General features: G+C 67.5%; 21 protein-coding genes and 1 pseudogene. 11 read left to right on the forward strand and 11 right to left on the reverse strand.

Translation table 11 applies throughout. The features are described from left to right. Positions 1-6 precede the first annotated feature (6 nt). Positions 7-723, reverse strand: a complete 717-nt coding sequence (locus G8760_RS15510) for a TetR/AcrR family transcriptional regulator C-terminal domain-containing protein (RefSeq protein WP_166352677.1) — start codon at positions 721-723, stop codon at positions 7-9. Positions 724-826: 103 nt separating this feature from the next. Between G8760_RS15510 and G8760_RS15515 the strand changes: the two genes are divergently transcribed. The 3 genes and pseudogenes from G8760_RS15515 to G8760_RS15525 all read left to right on the forward strand — a co-directional run. Next, positions 827-2,287 (forward strand): MFS transporter, encoded by a 1,461-nt coding sequence (locus G8760_RS15515; RefSeq protein ID WP_166352679.1) that lies wholly within the window; start codon positions 827-829, stop codon positions 2,285-2,287. Between the two features lie 195 nt (positions 2,288-2,482). Beyond that, positions 2,483-2,920: an SAM-dependent methyltransferase gene (locus tag G8760_RS15520; RefSeq protein ID WP_166352681.1), complete on the forward strand. Its 438-nt coding sequence runs from the start codon at positions 2,483-2,485 to the stop codon at positions 2,918-2,920. A 49-nt stretch (positions 2,921-2,969) separates the two neighbouring features. Continuing rightward, a pseudogene (locus G8760_RS15525) lies at positions 2,970-3,446 on the forward strand (class I tRNA ligase family protein); the annotation flags it as partial. A 125-nt stretch (positions 3,447-3,571) separates the two neighbouring features. On the opposite strand, the gene G8760_RS15530 reads toward G8760_RS15525, so the two are convergent. Beyond that, positions 3,572-5,134, reverse strand: coding sequence for an MFS transporter (locus tag G8760_RS15530; protein ID WP_166352683.1), 1,563 nt, complete (start codon positions 5,132-5,134; stop codon positions 3,572-3,574). After that, complete coding sequence (locus G8760_RS15535; protein WP_166352685.1) at positions 5,131-5,718, reverse strand: TetR/AcrR family transcriptional regulator; 588 nt, start codon at positions 5,716-5,718, stop codon at positions 5,131-5,133. The genes G8760_RS15530 and G8760_RS15535 overlap by 4 nt, the downstream gene beginning before the upstream one ends. Positions 5,719-5,970: 252 nt before the next feature. On the opposite strand from G8760_RS15535, the gene G8760_RS15540 reads away from it, so the two are divergent. Next, entirely contained in the window at positions 5,971-6,831 is an 861-nt protein-coding gene (locus tag G8760_RS15540) for an NmrA family NAD(P)-binding protein (protein ID WP_166352687.1), read from the forward strand. Positions 6,832-7,004: 173 nt separating this feature from the next. Here the strand turns inward: G8760_RS15540 and G8760_RS15545 are convergent, their stop codons facing one another. Both G8760_RS15545 and G8760_RS15550 read right to left on the reverse strand, forming a co-directional pair. Further along, a complete protein-coding gene (locus G8760_RS15545; RefSeq protein ID WP_166352689.1) occupies positions 7,005-7,661 on the reverse strand; it encodes a response regulator in 657 nt (218 codons plus the stop codon). Further along, on the reverse strand, positions 7,658-8,830 hold the full coding sequence (locus G8760_RS15550) for a sensor histidine kinase (protein WP_166352691.1): 1,173 nt from the start codon (positions 8,828-8,830) through the stop codon (positions 7,658-7,660). Before G8760_RS15550 ends, G8760_RS15545 begins: the two co-directional genes overlap by 4 nt. Positions 8,831-8,961: 131 nt before the next feature. Between G8760_RS15550 and G8760_RS15555 the strand changes: the two genes are divergently transcribed. After that, positions 8,962-9,687, forward strand: a complete 726-nt coding sequence (locus G8760_RS15555; protein ID WP_166352693.1) for an ABC transporter ATP-binding protein — start codon at positions 8,962-8,964, stop codon at positions 9,685-9,687. Next, positions 9,684-10,544, forward strand: a complete 861-nt coding sequence (locus tag G8760_RS15560; RefSeq protein ID WP_166352695.1) for an ABC transporter permease — start codon at positions 9,684-9,686, stop codon at positions 10,542-10,544. The genes G8760_RS15555 and G8760_RS15560 overlap by 4 nt, the downstream gene beginning before the upstream one ends. A 16-nt stretch (positions 10,545-10,560) precedes the next feature. Here the strand turns inward: G8760_RS15560 and G8760_RS15565 are convergent, their stop codons facing one another. Both G8760_RS15565 and G8760_RS15570 read right to left on the reverse strand, forming a co-directional pair. Beyond that, positions 10,561-10,803: a hypothetical protein gene (locus G8760_RS15565; protein ID WP_207782393.1), complete on the reverse strand. Its 243-nt coding sequence runs from the start codon at positions 10,801-10,803 to the stop codon at positions 10,561-10,563. A gap of 147 nt (positions 10,804-10,950) precedes the next feature. Then, positions 10,951-11,724, reverse strand: a complete 774-nt coding sequence (locus G8760_RS15570) for a VOC family protein (protein WP_166352697.1) — start codon at positions 11,722-11,724, stop codon at positions 10,951-10,953. Between the two features lie 211 nt (positions 11,725-11,935). Here G8760_RS15570 and G8760_RS15575 point away from each other — a divergent pair, with 211 nt between their 5' ends. The 5 genes from G8760_RS15575 (at position 11,936) to G8760_RS15595 (ending at position 18,659) form a co-directional block, all read left to right on the forward strand. After that, positions 11,936-12,730: an isocitrate lyase/PEP mutase family protein gene (locus tag G8760_RS15575; protein WP_166352699.1), complete on the forward strand. Its 795-nt coding sequence runs from the start codon at positions 11,936-11,938 to the stop codon at positions 12,728-12,730. A gap of 95 nt (positions 12,731-12,825) precedes the next feature. Further along, positions 12,826-14,601, forward strand: a complete 1,776-nt coding sequence (locus G8760_RS15580) for a thiamine pyrophosphate-requiring protein (protein ID WP_166352701.1) — start codon at positions 12,826-12,828, stop codon at positions 14,599-14,601. A gap of 118 nt (positions 14,602-14,719) precedes the next feature. Beyond that, complete coding sequence (locus G8760_RS15585; protein ID WP_166352703.1) at positions 14,720-15,007, forward strand: hypothetical protein; 288 nt, start codon at positions 14,720-14,722, stop codon at positions 15,005-15,007. A 10-nt stretch (positions 15,008-15,017) separates the two neighbouring features. Further along, the gene (locus tag G8760_RS15590) at positions 15,018-17,618 is read left to right on the forward strand and encodes an ATP-binding protein (protein WP_166352705.1); all 2,601 of its coding nucleotides are present in this window, start codon (positions 15,018-15,020) and stop codon (positions 17,616-17,618) included. 81 nt (positions 17,619-17,699) lie between these two features. After that, a complete protein-coding gene (locus G8760_RS15595) occupies positions 17,700-18,659 on the forward strand; it encodes a methyltransferase (RefSeq protein WP_166352707.1) in 960 nt (319 codons plus the stop codon). A gap of 44 nt (positions 18,660-18,703) precedes the next feature. On the opposite strand, the gene G8760_RS15600 is transcribed toward G8760_RS15595, so the two are convergent. From G8760_RS15600 to G8760_RS15615, 4 genes are read right to left on the reverse strand one after another with little or no spacing between them, the layout of a single operon-like run. Beyond that, entirely contained in the window at positions 18,704-19,765 is a 1,062-nt protein-coding gene (locus tag G8760_RS15600; protein WP_166352709.1) for an ABC transporter ATP-binding protein, read from the reverse strand. After that, the gene (locus G8760_RS15605) at positions 19,762-20,814 is read right to left on the reverse strand and encodes an ABC transporter ATP-binding protein (RefSeq protein WP_246222560.1); all 1,053 of its coding nucleotides are present in this window, start codon (positions 20,812-20,814) and stop codon (positions 19,762-19,764) included. The genes G8760_RS15600 and G8760_RS15605 overlap by 4 nt, the downstream gene beginning before the upstream one ends. 4 nt (positions 20,815-20,818) lie before the next feature. Beyond that, a complete protein-coding gene (locus tag G8760_RS15610; RefSeq protein ID WP_166352711.1) occupies positions 20,819-21,742 on the reverse strand; it encodes an ABC transporter permease in 924 nt (307 codons plus the stop codon). Then, positions 21,735-22,742 carry an ABC transporter permease gene (locus tag G8760_RS15615; RefSeq protein ID WP_166352713.1) on the reverse strand — a complete coding sequence of 336 codons (1,008 nt, stop codon included), beginning with the start codon at positions 22,740-22,742 and terminating at the stop codon, positions 21,735-21,737. The genes G8760_RS15610 and G8760_RS15615 overlap by 8 nt, the downstream gene beginning before the upstream one ends. Between the last annotated feature and the right edge of the window lie 42 nt (positions 22,743-22,784).

A 22,784-nucleotide genomic window follows, 5' to 3' on the forward strand; every position in this document is an offset into this window, starting at 1 on the left:
CTTCGGTCAGGAGTTATGGGCACTGTGTCGGAGTTGGGCTTGGAGGCCGTCGAGCAGGTAGCGCAGGCCGGTGGTGAAGTCGGCGTGCCAGTCCTCATGGTCGAGGTACCGCTGTTGAGCCAGTGTCGGGTAGCGGTCTGCTTGGTCTTGGAGGAGTTGTTGGCCTAGTTCGCGGTCGTGGTCGCTGATGTCGAGGGTCGACTCGGTGGAGGCCGATCCGACGATCTGGTTGTACAGCAGCCAGGTGGCCGCCGACAGATCGGCGCCAGTGAATCCGGCCTGGTGGAGGGTCGCTTGGAGCGTCTCCATCCGGTCGAGGAAATTCGGCCCCAGGCTGGGCCGGGCTGCCGCAACCGGTGCGACCCACGGGTGTCGGATGAGGGTCGAGCGCCAGGCCAGGGCGAGATCTTCGATCCGGTGACGCCAGGGCTTTTCGGCGGTGGGGGTTCCGGTGTCGATCTCGGCGAAGACGTGGTCCACAGCCAGGTCGAGGATGTCGTCTTTGGTCTTGACATGCCAGTACAACGACGGCGCCGCGACGTGGAGCCGTTCGGCGACCCGCCGCATGGTCAGTGCGCTGGCACCGTCGCGGTCGAGGATGTCGATCGCTGCCTCGACGATGCGTTCCCGGGTGAGCGGAGGCTCGCCGCGATCCTGGCGTGCCGGGCGGAGCCACACGCTGGACAGGGCGGGCGCGTCGGCCTCGGCGCGTCGTGTGGGCATTGGCTGTCCTCCGTCCAGTCGTGATCCCCGCAGGGCCAGCGTAGTACTATCGTAGATGAAACTAACGATGTTAGGGATAAGCGAACATTGATAGGGGATGCTAATGCGGGAATTGTCGACACATGCTGGCCAGGCCACCCGGTGGTGGGTCTTGCCGCTGGTCGCAGCGGCACAGTTGCTGGTCGTGTTGGACGGGACCATCGTGAATATCGCGTTGCCGTCGGCCCATGCGGACTTGGGGCTGGGCGATGAAACGCGACACTGGGTCATCAGCGCCTATCTGCTGGCATTCGGCGGTCTGTTGCTGATCGGTGGTCGGGTCAGTGGCGCGATCGGCCATCGTCGCGCGTTCGTCGTTGGCCTTTTGGGGTTCGCCGGCGCCTCCTTCATCGGTGGACTTGCCTGGAGCCCGGCGGTGCTCATCGGCGCCCGGGCGTTGCAAGGTGTGTTCGCTGCGCTGCTGGCGCCGGCCGCGCTGTCCCTGTTGTCGGTGTCGTTCAGCGACCCGGCCGAACGTGGGCGAGCTTTCGGTGTCTTCGCGGCCGTCGGCGCTACCGGGTCGGCGATCGGGCTGGTTCTGGGTGGGTTGCTGACCGAATTCGCGAGTTGGCGGTGGTGCCTTTACGTCAACGTGCCCATCGCATTGCTGGCTGCGGCCGGAGCGGTCCTGATTCCTAGGGTGGCGCCGCTGCCCCGCACCGGGCGCGTCGACGTGCTCGGGGCGGCGCTCAGTGCCGCGGGCTTAGCGGCGATCGTGGTGGGGGTCAGCCAGATCGAAGCCCACGCCGGCCTCTCGCCGACCGTGATCGCGCTGCTGGCGGGCGGGATCGTGCTGCTCGCGCTGTTCATCCGGGTCGAACGCAGCGCATCGAATCCGCTGCTGCCGCTGTCGGTGCTGGCCAGCCGAGCCCGCGCGGGTTCATTCATCGCGGTCGCGTTGATGTTCCTGGCGATGTTCGGGTTCTACCTGTTCATGAGCTACTACACCCAGTCCGAACTCGGCTACTCACCTGTTCAGGCCGGTATGGTGCTGCTCATCCACGCGATCGCCGCCCTGGCGGGCTCGATGCTCATCGCCGGGCGGCTACTCGGTCGCGTCTCGCCCACGCCTCTGATATTGAGCGGTCTGTTGTCGGCCGCGGCCGGACTGTTCATCGCGAGGTGGATCGAGGTCGACTCGGCCCACGTTCTGACCTTCTATCTGGTTCCGGCCATGGTGTTGACCGGGATCGGCATGGGACTGGTCATCGCCTCCACGGCCAGCACCGCCACCCACGGAGTACGCGGCCACGAGATCGGCGCCGCCTCGGCCACGTTCAACGCCTCTCAGCAACTCGGCGCTGCCATCGGCGTCGCCCTGCTCAACACCGTGGCCGTCATGGCCGCAAGGGCCCACACGGCCGATGCTTCGAGCGCCGAAGCCACCATCAACGGTTACTCCACCGCCCTCACCGTCGGCACCGGTAGCCTCCTCGCCGCCGCCGCGATCGCAGGCCTCTTGCTGCGTGCAAGCCACATCGCCGCCACCGACGATCACGAGGTGCGCCGAGGCGAGGGCTACTGACCTCCGGCCTTCGGCTCCGCTACACCACGACAGTGGATCAAGGCTCCGGCCGTCCTGTCGAACGTTGGTAAGCTCGGCGCGACCAGCGTGACCACGCGACTCTCAGGACCTGGCCAGGGTTCTTAGGCTTTCCGCGGGCGGCCACCAATGCCGATTCGGCCTGGTCGCTGGCCCGGCGGCCCTGGAGGCTCAGACATGAACACGTTGTCTCCCCGCTTGGCGGCGATCGTCGACGCGCTACCGCTCGAGCCGGGGATGCGGGTGTTGGAGATCGGCGGAGGTCCGGGGGTCGCGGCAAAGGCCGTCGCCGAGCGCGTCGGTGGTGGCCACATTCTCATGATCGACCGCTCCGCTAAGAGCATCGCCCTGGCCCAGAGGAACGCCGCCAAGGAAATCCGCGCCGGCGTCATGAGTGTCCGTCAGGTTGCCGCCGAGGACTTCCAACTTCTCGCGAACGAGCAGCCATTCGACCTGGCCTTCGCCGTCCGGGTCGGCGCCCTTGACGGGAGGCGCCCGAAGGCTGGCGAGATCGTCCTGCAACGGATCGCCAACGCGCTCACCCCGAACGGGCGGTTGTTGATCGACGGCGGGAACCCGTTACGCGATCTGCGGCTCCCGCCACTCCACGACTGACGCATAGCGTCGTGCACGGATCTCCGCCGACACACTAGAGCTTCTCGGCATGGCTCGCGTCCTGTCGGCTGTCGCGTGGCCGTATGCCAACGGCCCCCGTCACATCGGCCATGTAGCCGGATTCGGCGTTCCCTCCGACGTGTTCAGTAGGTACATGCGAATGGCCGGGCACGACGTCCTCATGGTGTCCGGGACTGATGAGCACGGCACCCCCATCCTTGTGACTGCTGACGCAGAGGGTATATCGCCCCGTCAGCTAGCTGACACCAACAACGCTGCCATCGTCCGGGATCTCGTGGATCTTGGCATGTCCTATGACCTGTTCACAGGACAACGACGGGAAATCACTACCGTGTAGTCCAAGAACTGTTTCGGACCTGCCGACGCAACGGATACGTTGTCGAGCGGGCCACGCAGGGCGCGGTCAGTCCGTCCAACGGTCGAACACTTCCAGACCGATATATCGAAGGAACCTGCCCAATATGTAGCTACACAGAGGCTCGGGGCGACCAATGTGACAGCTCGCCGGTCACCAAGCCCACGCCGATCTTCGCCAAGCTCGATCCATCTGTTGTCGCCAATGAGATCGCACGTCTCGAAGGCTGACCCGCCGCGGCTGCCGCCGCCGATAGCGATGTGGCCAGCATCCGGCTATGTGTGTGAGCTTCCGGTGACGTTGGTTCCCTTGGGTGTGACGAAGAAGACGAGCGCGGCGACGCCGATCATGATGCAGCCGCCAACGAGCCCGGTTGTCTGGAGGGCGTCGGTGAAGACGGTGCCGGCTTCGTGGGCGAGGTCGGGGAGCTGGAGTTCGCCAGCGATGGCGTTTGCGGCACCGAGGGAGTCCTTGGCTTGGTCGGCGAGCACTGGATCCAGACCGGCCACCACATCCGTTCCGGCGAGGCCGGAACGGTAATACATGGCGGCGATGGTGCCGATGACCGCGATGCCGAGTACGGCGCCGAGTTCGTAAGAGGTCTCTTCCAAGGCTCCCGCGTTCCCAGCTTTGGCTTCTGGCGTGCCCATCATGATCATGGCCGACCCGATCGCGAGCGACCCGGTCCCGGCGCCGACGAGGGCGAGTGCGACGAGCACGGTGATGACGGTGAGTGTGCCGTACTGCACGCCGATGAGGAGCAAGCCGACGGCTGCCACGAAGATGCCGCCCGCGAGGACGGCGCGTGCTCCGATGGCGCGGGCCACCAACGGCGCGAGCAGCGCGGAGGCCGCGGCACCGAGCGCGGCCGGCAGCATGCGCACGCCCGCTTCGATGGGGGACGCGCCGTTGACGAGTTGCAGCCATTGGGCGATCAGCATCTGGATGGCGATCATGGCGAAGATCGAGCCCAGGGCGGCGATGATCCCGGCGGAGAAGATGCGGCTGCGGAAGAGGCTCAGGTCGAGCAGGGGAGCGTCGCTGCGGAGGCAGCGCACGACGAACCAGGCCAGCAGAATCGCCCCCACGGCAAACGCGGTGATTGCTTGGGGGACCAGGAGGCTGGCTTCCTTGCCGAAGATCTTGATCGCCCACACCAACAGCGTCATGCCGGCGAACGAGAGCACTACGGCGAAGGCGTCCCAACGTCCAGGGTTCGGAACCCGAGACTCCGGGATGAGGAAGGCGCCCGCGACGATGGCGACGACCATCAGCGGCACGTGTACGAGGAAAGCCGCGTGCCAGGAGAAGTGCTCCAGGAGCAGGCCACCGATGAGTGGCCCGCCTGCGGCGCCGAGCATGGAGACCGCGGCCCAGATGCTCAGCGCGGCGGCGCGTTCCTTGGGGTCGGTGAAGATCACCCGGATCAAGGAGAGCGTGATCGGCATGATCATGGCTCCGCCGATGCCGAGCAGGGCGCGGATAGCGATGACGGCTTCGGCGCTGTTGGCGAGGAGGACGAGGATCGAGACGGCACCGAAGATGACGTAGCCGATCAGCAGCATCTTCTTGCGCCCCCAGCGGTCGGCGATCGCCGAGAAAGAGACGAGCAGGCCAGCCAGAAGGAGCGAGTAGATGTCGATGATCCAGAGCTGCTGATCGGAACTGGGTTGCAGCTCGGCTGACATCTCGGGGATCGCGATGTGCAGGATCGTCATGTCCATCGTGATCACGAAGAGGCTCGCGGTGAGGACGGCGAGGGCGGCCCAGCGGCGGGCCCGACTCAGCGGAGCATGCAGGGACGTTGGTGCGGTGTGGGGTGGTGGTGTGGTGGTCATGGGTTCGTTTCCTGCGTGGTTGTGACTGGGCCGGGCATGGCGACGAGCGCGCGGATCACCGCGGTCAGCGCGTCGCGGCTCAGCGGTTCTTCGTCGAGGCCGGCATGCAGGGTTGCACCGTTGAAATAGACGGCGATCGCGGTTGCCTGGGCGTGGCCGATGTGCGGGGTGAGGAGTTCGATGAAGCGGTCGTCCCAACGCCGTGCCAGGCTGCGTAGCTGCGGATCGGTTGCTCCCGAGGCCAGCAATGCGATCGTCGCGTGCACTGCGTGCCGGTCGCACAGAAACCGGTGCAACTCCGCCGCCGCGTGCTCCGGGTTCGTCGCAATGCCGGCGAAGTCGATCGTCGCCAGCTCCTGATCGATCTCTTGTGCGAGGTACTGGAGGGCGGCTTCGCGGAGGTCATCGATCGAACTGAAGTACTTCGTCGTGGAGCCGAGGGATACCTCCGCGCGGGCCGCTACCGCACGGTGGGTCAAGGCGGCTGTGCCCGCTTCGGTGATGATCTCGCCCGCGGCGATCAGCATGGCACGCCGGCGCCCCTCAGGGTCACGACGGCGAGGTGCCGGATTCGCAGTCGACATGTCGACCTCCTCAACGTCCACCGTTCTGGGGATGACCCTCGACCGGTAGGGAACATTTGTACATGTACTTTTGTACATCATGACAGAAAGCCGTCGCAACCTCGAGAATTGTGGTCAACAGTCGGCCACAATTGCCACTACCGTCATAGCTGTCAGAGTCGCGCCGCCCTGTGGTGGCGACGAGCCAGATCAGAGGTCGATCCCGCCCATCCAGGGCGGTGGCCCGCACGTTCGCACATGAGGAGTACCGCTATGACCATTGCCGTGACGACGCCCACCGGGAACGTCGGCGCACATCTGCTTCGCCTACTGGTGCAGGCTGGGGTCCGCCCGCGAGCCCTACTTCGTGACCCGTCGAAGCTGGGCCCGGACGTCGCCGACCAGGTGGAGGCGGTGAAGTTCGACGCGTGGGATGCGGGTTCCGTGATCGAAGCGACGAGCGGGGTCAGCGCCTTGTATTGGGTCAGTCCTACTGCGATGGACCGCGACCCGCTGGCGGCCCACGCCATGGCCGCGCGTCATGTCCGGGCCGCCGTTGAGCAGAACCGGATCGACCGGGTCGTGTTCCAGTCCAGCGTCGGAGCGGAGAAACGGCATGGCGTGGGTGAGATCGACGGCCTCGCTGCGACCGAGGTGGAGCTCGACTCGACCGGTGCCTCGGTCACCCACCTCCGGTGCGGCTACTTCTTCACCAACCTGCTGATGGAGATCGAGTCGATCCGCGGCGGCGTGTTTGCCACGGCGATGGATCTGGACCGGCGCCTGCCATGGGTGGCGCCCCAGGACATCGCCGCGGTGGCTGCTGGCCGGCTACTTTCGTCCGCCTGGACCGGGCGGCACGTCCAAGCCGTGCATGGTCCCGAGGATCTGTCGTTCCGCCAGGTAGCCGAGCAACTGTCGGCCTCGCTGGGCCATTCGGTGGTGCCCCAGCAGCTCACCGACCAGGACGTTCGGACCGCCCTCGGCGATCTCGGTCTGCCTGCGCCTCAGATCGAGGCGTTGGTGCAGATGACGGCAGGGATCAGGGACGATTTCACCCCGGAGGATCCGCGCGGCTACCAAACGACGACGCCGACGACGCTCGCGGCCTGGGCGGCGACCCACCTCGGCTGATAGCCTCCGCCCTAGTTGCCTCCGACCTGTCAGGCCTGACAGGAGCGTCGCTGCTGCACACGTAGTTGTCAGGCCTGACGCTCGGTGCCGGAACTCCGCGCTGTCCGGCCTGACACGAGTGTCGGCCCTGCTCACAGAGTTGTCCGGCCTGACAGGTGGGCCAGCAAGGGTGGTTACCGCGGTGGAGCGACGAGGCCCATCTCGTAGGCGATGATGACGAGCTGCACTCGGTCGCGGGCGTCGAGTTTGGTGAGTAGGTGTGCCACATGTGACTTGGCCGTGGCCGGGCTGATGAACAGCGTTGCGGCGATCTCACCATTCGACAAGCCGCGGCCCACGAGGGTGAGGACCTCGCGTTCCCGCTCGGTGATGCCGTCGATGGGGCGGCGCGTCGGGCCTGGTTCAGGTCGGGCGACGAACTCCTCGATCAGCCGGCGCGTCACACTCGGTGCGATGAGGGAGTCGCCGTTGGCGACGACGCGGATAGCGGCCAAGATGTCGTCGAGAGGCATGTCCTTGACGAGGAACCCGCTGGCGCCGGCCCGCAGCGCGCCGTAGACGTACTCGTCGTCGTCGAACGTGGTGAGGACCAGCACCCGTGTTGTCCCTGGACCTTCGGTGATGATCTGGGTTGCTTCGATGCCGTCCATACCTGGCATCCGGATGTCCATCACGGCGACGTCGGGCTGGGCATCGTGAACCAGTTGGACGGCTTTGGCGCCGGTACCGGCTTCGCCGACGACGTCGAGGCCGGGATCGTCGGCGATGAGCACGCGTAGCCCTGCGCGTACCAGCGGCTGGTCGTCAGCGAGTATGACGCGGACGGTCACGGGGCCTCCGGTGGGACCGGCAGTGAAACCGCGACCCGGAAGCCACCGGCAGGTTGTGGGCCGGCGTCGAACCGTCCGCTCAGCAGACCGGCTCGTTCGCGCATCCCGGCGATGCCGTAACCGGTCTCCGCTACTGGCCCGCCAGCTCCGTCGTCGACGATCTCGATGGACAGCTCGTCCTCCTGGCAGTCGATGACAACATGGCACTCGTGCACTCCAGCATGCCGCACCACGTTGGTGATGGCCTCCTGAACGATGCGGAACGCGGACATCTCGATGTCGGCTGGAAGTGGACGGCGTCGCCCCCGCCACTCCACGTGGACCCGTACCCCGGCGTCCATCGTCGTCGCAACCAACGGGTCGAGGTCGGCCAGTGTTGGCGCTGGACCCAGCGGTGCTCCACCCGAATCAGCATCCGCCTGCCGCAGCGCGCCGACCAGCCGGCGCAGGCCGGCGAGGGTATCCCGGCTGGTGGACTCGATGACGGCGAGGGCCGCCCGAGCCTCTCCGGGCTGGGTGTCGATCACCCGGCGCCCCATACCGGCCTGGATGGCGATGACGCCGATGCTGTGAGCGACCATGTCATGGAGCTCGCGGGCGATCTGGATCCGTTCAGCCTGCACCGCCTCGGTGGTCGCGTGCGCCCGGAGTAGCTGGCTACGCTCGTGTCGATCTCGAATGGCGCGGCCGGCCAGCCAGGCGACGACAGTGGCCAGCGTGAGAAATACCGCAGTGCTGGTGTAGTCGTCGGATCCGGAGGTGTAGTAGGTCGCCGCCGCAAGCTGCACGCTGAGCACGACGACGGCGCTGCCCACCGATATCCAGCGCGATCGAGTGGCGGCGATGAGCCCAACCGCTAGGTGCTGCGCGAGCGCCAGCAAGGTTCCGAGTTGCCACGCCGGCTCGCTGACGATCACGGTGAACGAGCCGATCAGCATAAGCGCCAGGGCGGGTAGCGGGTTCAACCACAGCAGCCCGATCGGTAGGGCCGTGAGCACGGCCGGCAACAGCAGGTCGACACCACCCGAGCCGGGGGGCCACGTCAACACCGCAACGATCAGGAGGAGCGGGTAGGCCACGGCGCCGCACCAGGCCAGCACCTTGGGGCCGGCCGAGCGCCCGCGTCGCCAGAGTCTCGCCAGCGGCACGCGGTGGGTAGCGTCGTCCATACCGGGATCGTAGGCTCGCAGCCCCGCCGTGCCATCGCCTTCGGGGCGTACGCCTCTCGGATACCTCGGTCGATCTCGAAGTGGCCCAGGGCGGGATGTGCTGACGGTACGCTCCCGCGCACCGTGAGGGCATGATCGAAGCCAATGGACTAACCAAACGGTTCGGCCGGACAACGGCGATCGACGACCTGACGTTCACGGTCCGCCCGGGTCAGGTCACCGGTTTCCTCGGTCCGAACGGCGCTGGGAAAACGACGACGCTACGGATGATCCTCGGCCTGAACCGCCCCACACGCGGCAGCGTGACCGTCGACGGGCAGGTGTTTCGGGATCGCTCCCGCGGTCTCCGCCACGTCGGTGCCCTGCTCGACGCGGACGATGTCCACGGCGGTCGCAGCGCCAAGGCACACTTGGCCGCCCTGGCTCGGAGCAATGGGATATCGCGACAGCGGGTCGACACAGTCCTGCAGGAAGTGGGCTTGGCCGATGCCGCGCGGCGCCGGATAGGTGAGTTCTCACTGGGGATGAAACAGCGGCTCGGTATCGCCGCTGCCCTGCTCGGTGATCCGCCGGTGCTGATGTTCGACGAGCCGCTCAACGGTCTCGACCCGGAAGGCGTGACATGGGTACGTGCCCTGTTCCGGCGGCTCGCGGCCGAGGGGCGGACGGTGTTCGTCTCCAGCCATCTGATGGGCGAGATGGAGAACACCGCGGATCACCTCATCGTCATCGGCCGCGGCCGTCTGTTGGCGGCAGAGAGCCTGGCCGCGTTCGTCGCCCGAGCCGATTCCTTGGAAGAAGCGTTCATGACGCTCACCGCTGACAGCATCGAGTACACCGCTGGAGGATCCCGATGACCCGCGTCACGTCCGAGACGACCCCCGTCTCCACTCCCACCGCCGGCACTCGCCCACCAGCTCGTTTCGGTGCCCTCGTAGCCTCGGAGTGGATCAAACTGTGGTCGCTGCGCTCCACCTACTGGGCGCTTGGCCTTGGCGTCGTTGCCGTCATCGGGATCAACGTCTACTCCACCCTCGCCCTCCGTCGCCTCCTCCCGGAGTGGTCCGCCGAGGCCAGGGAGAGCTACAACTACATGAACGACGCCCTCGGCCAGGCTCCGTATCTCCTGCTCTTGATCGCCGCCGGCATCATCGGGGCGTTGTCCATGGCCGGTGAATATGCCACCGGGATGATCCGCACGACCTTTGTCGCGGTACCGGCGCGCCGATCGGTGGTGATCGCCAAGGCCACCGTCATCTCGGGCGCGACACTCGCGGTGGGCATCGTCGTCGCTACGACGTCAGTCGGCCTGACCCAGGTACTCCTCTCGGGCCAGGATGCCGGCTTCGCGATCAGCAACAAAGGCGTCCCGACGGCCCTCGTGGCCTCAGCGGTTGTTGTGCCGGTGTGTGCGCTGGTCGGCATGGGTATCGGTGTGTTGATCAGGCACACCGCCGGCGCGATCTTCGGCGTATTCACCGTGATCGTCATCTTGCCCCAGCTCACCATGGGAACCACCTACTCGTGGGTGGTAGACCTCAACAACTCGACGCTGTGGAGTGCATGGATGACGTTGCGTAACACCCCGATCCGGGAGCTGATGCCAGCCGAGCTATTTACGTGGCCCGTGGGCGCGTCGTGGCTCGTGCTGGCGGTATGGCCGCTCGTTGCGGTGGTCGCGGCCGTCGTCGTCACGCACCGACGGGAGGTATAGGGAGCGCTCTTTACGGTCAGCCAGAGATCCGCCAGCTGCCCACCGGCGAGTACGCGGAGTCGACCACGGTCTCCTCGATCCCCGGCTGGAGGTTGTAGTGCTTGAGGTTGCCGGCCCAGTAACGCAGGATCCGGCCGAGTTCGGTCCCGGGTTCGTCCGCTAGCGCGTCGAGCTGGACCTCGAGACTGAAGGTGCGTGACCCCATGTTTGTGCCAGCGACGTGTTCCGGATGTTCGGCGGTTGTGTTCGAGGAATCCATGCCTTGAATTTATCGTTCAAATACCCTGTGAAACTTTGAAGGCAATCACGGCTGATGTCGACCGCAAACCTTAAAAGCGGGTTGGAGGCCGACAACCGACATCGCTGCGCCGGTCGACCTCATTGGGCGCCTCCTGCGGCGGTACGTTCAGGCCGTCGGGCGCGACGTACCCGAAGGCAACCGTCCGGTGTCAGGGTCGCGTCGAGTCAGGCAGTAAGGCACACCCGCGGGGTCGCGCATCGCGATCCAGTGCTCATGCGTGCCTTCCCTGCGCGCCCCCAGCCGTTCGTGGGCAATGGCGGTGGCGGCCGTATCGTCACACGCCAGATCGAGGTGGGCGTGGGCCCGGCCGTCGCCGGCATCGTTGGTCCGTTGCAGCAGTATCCGTAGCGGAATGCCATCCGGCCGGTCGAGATACGAGAACTCCGGGCGGGAGCCCGGGTGCAGCGTCCACCCGGTGAGGCGAGCCCAATACGTGCACTCGTTCTCATACTCGGCCGGCGGGATGTCGATGCACAGCTGGTCGACGATGGCCCGGGCGCCGCCGTCGAGTGATACGGGCAACGGGCGCTGGGCGGATCCGTCGTGACCCACGACGCAGAAGACGAAGCCCGCAGGCGAGCGCATCACGACGACGTCGTCGAGCTCCCGAAGCACCTCAGCGCCGAGGCGTCGCGCGTGGCCGGCCGTACCGGTCATGTCGTCCACCGCGAGGTCGAGATGGCTCCCGCCCCTACCGGCGGCGACCCGCTGGACCCGCAGGTACGAGTGGCCGCTAGCCGGCAGGATCGTGGCGAACTCGGCATATGCGCCCCGGCGCGGCGACAACGTCGAGCCAGTCACTGCCAGCCAGAACTGGGCCGTGGCCTCGAATGAGGACGCCGGGCGATCGATGAAGGCCACCAGCCATCGCACACTCATGCCTTCACCGTATCGGTGACGGCCGACACCGGCGACGGTCAACGCTGGCGATGGCCGACCGATCATTGATAGCCGGGCGCCCGGTTCTCTTCCAGGGCCACCCGGCGGCACCGCTGGTGCCCCCCGGTCGCGGCCGGAAACCGCCGGATGATGTCGGTGCCGGTCGATACCGTCATGGGTGAATATCATCCGTTTCGCCAGTGAGGACGCTATGAACACCGCTCACGCTTTCCGTGCGCTGCACGCCGATGGCCTGTTCGTCATGCCGAACGCCTGGGACCCAGGGTCGGCGCGGATCCTGGAGAGCCTTGGCTTCCCGGCCGTGGCCACCACCAGCTCCGGACACGCTGCCTCCTTGGGCCGGCTCGACCAACAGGTCAGCCGAGACGAGATGTTGTCCCATGCCGAGACCATCGCCGATGCCGTGGAGGTACCGGTCAGCGTTGACTCCGAAGGGTGTTTTCCCGACGCCCCCGGGGGTATCGCTCGCACCGTCGAGCTGATCGCCCAGACCGGCGCCGCTGGGTTGTCTCTTGAGGACTACCACCCTGAGCGGGGTGTCCTCCCGATAGCCGAGGCCGTCGAGCGGGTCGGCCAGGCGGTGGAGGTGGCGCGCCGGTCCGGGCTAGTGCTCACCGCACGAGCGGAGAACCAGCTCTACGGGCACGGCGACCTCGACGACACCGTGCGCAGGCTCGTCGCGTATCGAGAAGCCGGCGCGGACGTCGTCTACGCCCCGGGGCTGGTCGACGTCGGCGACATCGAGCGGGTCGTGCGTGAGGTCGGTGGCCCGGTCAACGTCCTGGTGTTGCCAGGTGTGCCGGATTCCAGCCGGCTCGCTGCCGTCGGGGTGCGCCGGGTGTCCACCGGCGGAGCATTGGCGTGGGCGGCTTACGGTGCGCTCGCGGCCGCCGGGCGGGAGTTGCTCCAGGACGGCAGCGCGTCGTACCTGTCCGCGGGGTTGTCGCCGGATGACACCAAGGCAGCCTTCGGCCCACGCCGCTGAGCTCGCCGGCGCCCGGCTTTCGTCGTTGTCGGCACCCGACGTCTGAGACCCCGGACTCGGGGTATGGGCGGAGGGTCGGCAACGAGGGAGGATCGATGTCGCAAACGGTTGGTGACTACCTACTCCAGCGGCTCCGTGAATGGGACGTCACACACGTGTTCGGCTACCCGGGTGATGGCATCAACGGCATCGTGGCCGCATTCGGCGAAGCGATGAATCAGCCGCGGTTCATCCAGTCGCGGCACGAGGAGATGTCAGCGCTGCAGGCGGTGGGCTACGCCAAGTTCAGCGGCACGGTCGGCGTATGCCTGGCGACGTCGGGCCCGGGCGCCATCCACCTGCTCAACGGGTTGTATGACGCGAAGCTGGACCACGTGCCCGTCGTCGCGATCATCGGCCAGACCGCACGTACGGCCCTGGGCGGTCAGTACATGCAGGAGGTCGATCTACGCGCGCTGTTCAAGGACGTCGCCTCTGACTACGTAGTGGAGGTGAGCGTCCCGCAACAGTTGCCCAATGCCATCGACCGCGCCTTCCGTACCGCGGCCGCGCGGCGGGCGCCGGCGGCGGTGATCATCCCGGCGGATGTCCAGGAAGAGTGTTACGTCGCGCCTGAACATGAGTTCAAACACGTTCCGTCCAGTCCACCGGGCGGGTCTCGATCGGTCATGGTGCCGCCGGACGACGAGATCGCGCGCGCCGCCGAGGTGCTGAACGCGGGTAGTAAGGTCGCCGTGCTCATCGGCCAGGGAGCGCGCAATGCGGCTGAGGAGGTCGTGCTGCTGGCCGAGGTCACCGGTGCCGGTGTCGCCAAGGCACTGCTCGGCAAGGACGTGCTTCCGGACGATCTGCCGTATGTCACCGGCGCCATCGGCCTGCTCGGCACCCGGCCCAGCTATGAGCTGATGCGAGACTGCGACACCCTGCTGATCGTCGGCTCCAACCTGCCCTACACCCAGTTTCTGCCCGATCTTGGACAGGCCCGAGCGGTGCAGATCGACATCGACGGCGCGCTGATCGGCCTGCGGTATCCCACCGAGGTGAACCTCGTCGGTGAGGCCAAGGCGACCCTGCGGCGCATGCTGCCGATGCTGCATCACCAGGAAGACCGCTCGTGGCGCGAGACCATCGAGTCCAACGTCGAGTCATGGTGGGCCACCATGGAGCAGCAGGCGATGCTGGACGCCAAGCCGGTGAACCCGATGCGCGTGGTGCATGAGCTTTCCAGCCGCATCCCGGACGACACCATCGTGACGGCGGACTCCGGGTCGTCCACGAACTGGTACGCCCGGAACCTGCGGATGCGGGGCTCGCTGTCAGGAACCCTCGCCACGATGGGCTCCGCCGTTCCCTACGCGGTCGGCGCCAAATTCGCGCACCCCGATCGGCCGGTGGTGGCATTGGTCGGCGACGGCGCGATGCAGATGAACGGCTCGGCGGAGCTGATCACCATCGCCCGGTACCGGGAGCTCTGGGACGATCCCCGCCTGGTGGTATGCGTGTTCCACAACAACGACCTCAACCAGGTGACGTGGGAGTTGCGCGCTATGGGAGGCGCGCCGAAGTTCGAGCCGTCACAGGTCATCCCGGACGTGTCGTATGCGGCGTTGGCTCGAAGTGCCGGTCTGGACGCGATCACCGTCGACCAACCCGAGGAACTCGGCGCCGCCTGGGAGCGTGCACTGGCGGCTGAGGCGCCGATGGTCCTCGACGTCCATTGTGACCCGGAGGTCCCGCCGATCCCGCCGTCGGCGACCTTCGACCAGCTGAGAGACACGACGAAGGCCCTCCTCAAGGGCGACGCCAACCGCTGGCGGGTGCTGGTCCAGGGCATCAAGACGAAGATGCAGGAGGCTGTGCCGGGCCGCTGACCGTGCAGTTCCGCCAGGACTGCCGCTGGCCCAGTCCACTACTTGTTGACTGGCTCTGTTATTGGGCCAGCAGAGAGAGTCACGATGGTCTCGACACTGAGATGTCGGGAGGACCATCATGCCGCTCAGTCAGGGCGAACTCGACGAACTCGCCGGACGTTGGGACACCTCCGGCCCCGGCGCGGTGGCAGCCGAGCTGGACCGGTTGGCCGAGTGTGCCGCCTCGGCCGGTGCTGACCCGTTGCTGCTTGTGGTGATGTGTGACGATCATGAGCCGGCCGTAGCCAGAGAGCGAGCCTTCGCCCGGGTGGTGGCGCAATACACGAGACGGTGCCCGATCATGGCGCGCTCACAGGTAGATCACGATTGCGCCGCGTCCAGCGGCCAGCCGGTGATTCGCCAGTAATCTCGGGTTTGTGCAGCTGCTGGAGAGGCACACGCAGCTTGCCGAGTTGGATGCGGCGCGGCGGGACGCCCAGTTCGGACGGGGCAGCGTCGTGCTCGTCGCGGGAGACGCCGGTTCCGGAAAAACCACTCTGGTACAGCGGTTCGTTTCCGGTTCGGCGAGATCGGCGCGCGTGCTGCGCGGCATGTGCGACGACCTACTCCTGCCCCGCCCACTCGGGCCGTTCCGCGACATGTTCCCGCACGTGGGCGCTGAACTAGCGGCCGCCAATGCCGGCGACACCCGCTGGATCAGCGGATTCTTCGACCGAGTTGTCGACGAACTCATCGCACCGGCGCGGCCCGGCATCGTCGTCGTCGAAGACGCCCAGTGGGCCGACGAGGCGACGTTGGACGCCATCCGCTTCCTCGGCCGCCGGATCGGCCAGGTCCACACCATGCTCGTCGTCACGTTCCGCGACGACGAAGTGCCCGCCGACCATCCGCTGCGACTAGCCGTCGGCTCCATCCCCGCCGGCGACATCCGGCGGATCCACTTGGAGCCACTGTCCAGGGAGGCGGTCGCCCAACTGGCCGGGCACAACGACATCGACGAGTTGTACGAGTTGACCGGAGGCAACCCGTTCTACGTGCGAGAGATGCTGGCTCATCCGGACCCGTCAGTGGTACCACCCACCGTCCAGGACGCAGTGCTCGCCAGGGTGCGGCGGCTCCACCCCGCCACTTATGCAAGTGTCGAGGCGGCGGCGGTGCTCCCCGGCCGGGCCGAGCGCTGGGTACTGGATGGGTGTGCCGACGCCGCGCGGCTGGACGAAGCCGTCCGGCTCGGCGTCCTGCAGGCCGACGGACCGGTGCTGCGGTTTCCCCACGAACTCAGCCGTCGGGTGGTCGAGCAGAACCTGTCCGAGCGACGGCGCCGCGAGCTCAACGCGCAGGTTCTGCGGGTGCTGTCCACCCGCGACGTCGAACCGGCCCGGTTGGTGCATCACGCACATCAGGCCGGAGACGGTGCGGCGCTAGCCCGGTACGCGCCGCTGGCCGCGGAACGGGCCGCCGGGGTGAGCAGCCACCGGGAGGCCATCGCACACCTGGAGCACGCGATTGCCAACGCCGAGCACATCCCGGACGAACGGCTGGCCGAGCTGTTGGAAGCCTACGGTGCCGAATGCGAGATGGCGCGGGTGCAGGACCAGGCTCGCGACGCCCTGCGCCGCGCCATCGAACTGCGCGCCGGCCTTGGCGACCACCTCGGCGTCGGGCGTGGCCTGTGCCGGCTGTCGAGCCTCGAATGGGCGCTCGGTGACGGTGTGGCGGCCCGGCGGACGGTCGGCCGAGCCGTCGCCGTCTTGGAGGCGCAGCCGCCGGGTGCGGAGCTGGTGGCCGCGTACGGTCAGGCGGCCCGGCTGGCCATGACCGGATATCAGACGGCCGAAACCCTGGCGTGGGGGGAGAAGGCGATCGCCCTGGCCGATGGCGTTGGAGACGCCCGGGCAGCGGTGCATGCGCAGGTCACCGTCGGGGTTGCCCACATGCTGCGGGACCCCAACAACGGCGGCCCCCTGGCCGCGGCGCTGACCCGAGCGTTGGAACTGGACGACGTGTACGCCGCCAGCCGTGCCTACATCAATCTCGCCCATGGACACATCCGGGAGATGCGGTACGACGAAGCAGCCCGGTACGTCACCGCCGGTCTGGCTTACTGTGAGGCCCGCGAGCTGCAAGCTCTCGCCGACTTCCTCGTCGCGGTGCGGTCCTGGGGCCACCTGGAACTGGGCCGATGGTCGCTCGCCGAGCAGGACGCGGACACGGCTTCGCGTGCATCGGAGGTCGCTGCGCGGCTGATGGCGCTGAAGGTCACCTCGATGCTCCAATCCCGGCGTGGATCGCCGCAGGCCGCGGCGACGGTTGGGGCCTGCGGCGACCTTGCCGCGGGGCTGGGCGAAGCGCCGGCCCTCATCAACGCGGGAACCTCACGCGCCGAGCTGGCCTGGCTCGCGGGCGACCCGGGCGCTGCCGCCCGCGCGGTGGTGGGCCTGGCGGAGCTAGCCAAGGACGTCGGCACCCAGCGATACCTGGGGGAGACGGCCTATTGGCGGTACCGCGCTGGGCTGCCGGAGGGTGTACCGGACGGGGTGCCGGAGCCGTACCGGCTGCAACTGTCGGGTTATTGGCGTGAGGCGGCCCGCGCGTGGGACGAGGTGGGACGGCCCTACGAGTGTGCTGACGCGCTCAGCGACGCGCCCGATCCACGCCCCCGGCTGGAGGCGCTGGAGATCTTCGACCGGCTGGGCGCGGTGCCCCGCGCCGCCATGGTGAGGTCTTCGTTGGCTCGGATGGGTGTCACGTCGGTTCCGCGAGGTCCCCGAGCGCGGACGAGGAACAACCCGGGCGGGCTCACTCCCCGGCAGACCGAGGTTCTAGTCTTGCTCGCCCAGCAGCTGACCTATCAAGAGATCGCCGAACGGTTGCAGGTGTCTCCGAAGACTGTCGACCACCACGTCGCGGCGGTCCGGCTGAAACTGGACGTGTCCAGCCGGGACGATGCCGTTCTCGTCGGGCGGCGGCTCGGGATCCTCACCGGTGACGAGGGGCAGGCCGCGGGGCCGACGTAAAGATGGGGTGGTCCAGACCCAGACGTAGGGACCCACTCCCGACGCCGGCCACCCGCCGCCGACGTTAGCGTCGGTGTGGTCATGGACATCGACCTCGCCGGGATGGGCTCGTTGCTGCGGGTGCGCGACGGCATCTACGCCGACGACCTCGTCCTGGCCGCCATCGTCCGGCTCGATCTGCTCACCGTGCTCGACCGGGAGGTGGTGACCCTGGAGACGTTGTGCCGGCGCAGCGGTATCGCGTTCCGCTCCGCCGACGTGTTGTGCACGCTCCTTCGGGCGATGGGCCTGCTCGAGCCGGGGCCAGTGCTGCGCCCTAGTCCGCTGGCCAGATCCTGCCTGGTGCGGGGCGCCCCGTTCGATCTGCGTCCATATCTGGCCTCCGCGGCGTCGCGGCCCACCTGTCTGGAGCAGGTCGAGCTGTTGCGGACGGGATTACCGGCCCGGTGGACCGGCGGGCGAGCCAGCGTGTGGCCACACGACCCCACCTTCGGTGAGCACTTCGGCGGGATCAAGGCGCCGCGGGCGCGGGCACTGGCCCCAGCCCTCGCGGAAGTACTCGACACGCTGCCCGCGACGGCCGTGCTGGAGGTCGGCGGATGTGGAACGACGGTGGCGGCGCTGCGCGAGCGGCGTCCCGAGCTGGCGGCAGGGGTATCCCAGAGCCCGGAGATGTTCACCGCCTTACCCTCGGGATACGACGTCCACGTGCTGCCCGACACACTTCACCGGTGGAGCGAGCGCCGCGCCCGGGAGATCGTCGGGCGCTGTTATGGTGCGTTGGCCCCAGGTGGGCATGTCGTCGTGGTCGACTCCCATCTCAACGCCGACAAAACCGGACCCCTATCGGTGGCCCGTTATTCCGCGCTGGTGCTGTACGCCACCGAAGGGCAATGCTGGTCCGTCGGCGAGGTAGCGGACTTCCTGGCCGGTGCCGGGTTCCGCGGCGTCCAGGAACGGCCCGCCGGCCTGGACCGGACCGCCGTCGTCGGCCGGAAACCCTCCAAGCCCCGCCCCTCCCCGCCCCGCCTCTCCCCATGATCATGAACACTTTGCCGTGCCATGGCACGGCAAAGTGTTCATGATCATGGGGAGAGGCGGGGCGGGGAGGGGCCGGCGAAGTGGCATGCGGCCGGATGTCCGTCGCCGCGGTCGACCAGCTCAGGTGCCGAGTCGATGCACAGGGCCTGCTCGTCCGGCCGTAGCCGCTGGGCGAACGTCGGGCAGCGGGTGCGGAAGCGGCAGCCGGACGGCGGGTCCGCGGGGTTGGGGACATCCCCGGTCAGCACGATGCGCCGCCGGGCCCGTTCCCGGTGGGGGTCCGGCACCGGGATGGCGCTGACCAGTGCCTGGGTGTAGGGGTGGGCGGGGGCGGCGAACAGGTCGTCGGTGGGGCCGGACTCGACGATCCGGCCCAGGTACATCACCGCCACCCGTTGGGCGATGTGCCGGACCACGGACAGGTCATGCGAGACGAACAAGTACGACAGCCCCAGCCGATCCTGGAGGTCCTCCAACAGGTTGATCACCCCGGCCTGGATGGAGACGTCGAGGGCGGAGACCGGCTCGTCGAGGACCAACACCCGGGGTTCGAGGGCGAGCGCCCGGGCGATCCCGATGCGCTGCCGCTGACCACCCGAGAACTCGTGTGGGTACCGAGCGCCGTGCTCAGGGTTGAGACCTACCAGCTCCAGCAACTCCCGGACCCGCGCCTCGCCGCCGGGTTTGTATCGGCCGTGGATCCGCAGCGGTTCGGCGAGCAGCGCCGAGACCGGCATCCGCGGGTCCAGCGAGGCGAACGGATCCTGGAACACGATTTGTAGGGACTGCCGCAGGACACGGATCGCCGCCCGCGAACGGCCGGTGATCGGTTGCCCGTCGTAGTACACCGAACCCGACGTCGGGGGGATCAGGTCGAGCATCAGGCGTGCCGTCGTCGACTTCCCACAGCCAGACTCACCGACCAAGGCCAGCGTCTCGCGTGGAGCGACGTCGAGCGACACACCACACACCGCGTGGATCTGTCCGACGGTGCGGCGGAGGATCCCGCCGGAGCGGACCGGAAAATGTTTCACCAGCTCGCGTGCCGCGAGGATGGGCGGTGCGGAGTGGGCGGCCGGCTGCGTGGCCTCGGGGGTGAGAGTCATGACAAGGCGTCCAGATCGATCGACGTGGGCCGGAACAGGTCGGACGGTGCCACTCCTACCAGTTGATCGCTGAAGTGGCAGGCCGCGGCGTGGGTACCCGCTCCCACTGGCCGAAGTGGGGGTTCGGTGTCCCGGCACACGTCCTGAGCCATGGGGCAGCGCGGCGCGAACGGGCAGCCGGGCGGCAGGTTGATCAGCGACGGCGGGGTGCCGAGGATCGGGGTGAGACGGTGCTGCCGGCGCTCGTCGACCCGAGGCAGACTGCCGAGCAGCCCCAACGTGTAGGGCATGGACGGGGTGTAGAAGATCTCGTCGACGGTGCCGGACTCCACGAGGGTGCCGGCATACATCACCCCCACCCGGTCCACGTGTCCGGCGATGACCCCTAGATCGTGGCTGATGAGCACGAGGGCCGCGCCGGTGGCCGCACGGGCGGTCTCGAGAGCGTTCAGAACCTGCGCCTGGACGGTGACGTCCAACGCGGTGGTGGGTTCGTCGGCGATGATCACGTCCGGATCGTTGGCCATGGCGATGGCGATGACCACACGTTGGCGCATGCCGCCGCTGAGTTCGTGTGGATAGGCGTGCACCCGTTGTTGGGGATCCGGGATTCCGACGATCTCGAGCAGTTCAGCCGCCCGCGTCCAGGCATGGCGTTTGGCCCCTGGGTTATGTACCTGGATCGCCTCGACCAGTTGCCGGCCGACCTGGTGGACGGGGTTCAGCGACGTCAACGGATCCTGGAAGATCATGGCGATGTTCCGGCCCCGCACGGTGCTGATCCGGGCGTCGTCGAGGCCGAGGAGTTGCTGGCCCAGTACCCGTGTCGACCCCGTCACCCGTGCCGTCGCCGGCAGCAAACCCATGATGGCCATCGACGTGACCGACTTGCCCGACCCGGATTCGCCGACGATGCCGAGTGATTCACCGCGGCGCACCTGGAATGTGACGCCACGTACGGCTGTGACGGGGCCATCGTCGGTTGGCAGTGTGACGCTGAGGTCGTCGACCTCGAGCACGACGTCGGTCATGGACAACGGTTGAGCCACCTCGTCACCTCCGGGTCATGGTCTGACGGGGGTCGAGTGCGTCGCGCATGCCGTCCCCGACGAAGTTGATGGTCAGTGCGATCAGAACGATGAACACGCCGGGTGGGTAGAACAACCAGGGGCGGGTGAAGGGGGCGGCCCGGGCGTTCTCGATCAGTAGACCGAGCGACGTATCAGGAGGCTGGATCCCGAAACCTAGGAACGACAACGCCGCTTCGGCGAGGATGGCGAACGCGACGGCCAAGGTCCCGGCGACGATGATCGGCCCGGCGGCGTTCGGGATGAGATGACGCAGCACGATCCGCGAGTTCGACGCACCCATCGCCCGGCACGCCTCGATGAACTCCTGTTCGCGCAGCGAGAGGACGACGCCGCGCACCACACGTGACGTCCCGGTCCAGATGAACGCCGAGATGACGAGGGCCACCGCCCACCAACTGGTGCCGCCGCGGACATTGCCGGCCATGGCCGTGACCAACACGAGCAGCGGCACCACGAGGATCACGTCGACGAAACGCATCATCAGGTTGTCGACCCAGCCGCCGTACAGGCCCGCCACGGCGCCCCACAACGAGCCGACCGTGGTACTGATCAGCGCCACCGTGAGTGCCACCTTCAGCGACTGCTGGGTGCCGCGCATTACCTGGCCCATCACGTCCTGCCCGGCGGTCGTGGTGCCGAAAGGGTGCGCCATGCTGGGCGGCGTGCTGGCCGGGATGGCGCGGTCGACGGTGTGATCGTAGGACCAGAGCAGCGGACCGAGAAACGCGAACGCGACGACCAACACGAACAGGACGAGGCTGGTGACGGCCAGCCGATGCCGCAGGAAGCGGCGGGCGGCCATCCGCGCCTGGTTGCGCTGTTGGGTGGTGATCGCTTCGGCGGCCACGGGAGGTGGGGCGGCCAGGCCGGGTTGCAGGTCAGCCATAACGAATCCGCGGGTCTAGAACGCCGTAGAGCAGGTCGGCGACGAGGTTCGCCGTGACCACAATGATCCCGCTGAGCATCAGCCACCCCATCACGGAATAGGAGTCGTTGGTGCTGACCGACTCCAGGAAGAAGTCACCCAGCCCGCGCCATTGGAAGATCCGCTCGATGATGATGGCTCCGTCGATCGTGCCGGCGATCACCAGCGCCGATACCGTCGTGAGCGGGATGAGTGCGGTACGGAGGGCGTGCCGCCGGATGACCACCCGGTTGCGTACCCCCTTGGCCCGGGCCAGCCGGACGTAGTCGCTGTTGAGCACCTCCAACATCGACGCTCTCTGGTATCGGCTCAACGCCGCGTACCCGGTCAGCATCAGCGCCAACGTGGGCAAGAACAGGTGAGCGGCGGCGTCGGTGAACGACTCCCAGGCGGTGAACCCGCGGGTGTCGGCCGAGGCGGCACCGATCGTGGCGAACCCGGTGCCCAGCTCGCGGTTCGCCCAGACACCACCCTCCTTGATCAGGGCGCCGATCCAGAAGGCCGGCATCGCCAAGGCGAGGAATCCGGTGAAGGTGAGCAGATAGTCGACGGTGGAGTATTGCTTAACCGCGCTGATCACGCCGGACACGATGGCCAGCCCGATGGCCATCATCAACGCGATGACGACGAGCCGCAGGGTGATCAGGAACCGAGCGCCGATCTCGGCACCGATGTCGAACGCCGGTCCCCGGACCGATGGCCCGAACTTCCCTTGGAGCAGGCCGATGTCGCCGTTTCCGCCGATGCCGGTCATCCACAGCAGATACCGCTGGGGCACCGACCGATCGAGGTACATGCGTACTTCTTCGCTGGCGATCACGGCGGGATCGACGGGCGGCTGCGCCACTCGGAGGTCGCCGAGCGGGTCTCCGGAGAGGTCGATGAGCAGGAAGCACAGCACAGATGCGGCGAGCAGCACGGGGATCGCGGCCAGCAGCCGGCGCATGGTGTACACGGCCATGGGGGGCAGCCCTTTCCGTCGACTACTACCGCGAGTGGTTCG

Origin of the sequence: Phytoactinopolyspora limicola (assembly GCF_011320225.1) — a bacterium.
In the GTDB taxonomy this organism is placed as follows: Bacteria; Actinomycetota; Actinomycetes; order Jiangellales; family Jiangellaceae; genus Phytoactinopolyspora; species Phytoactinopolyspora limicola.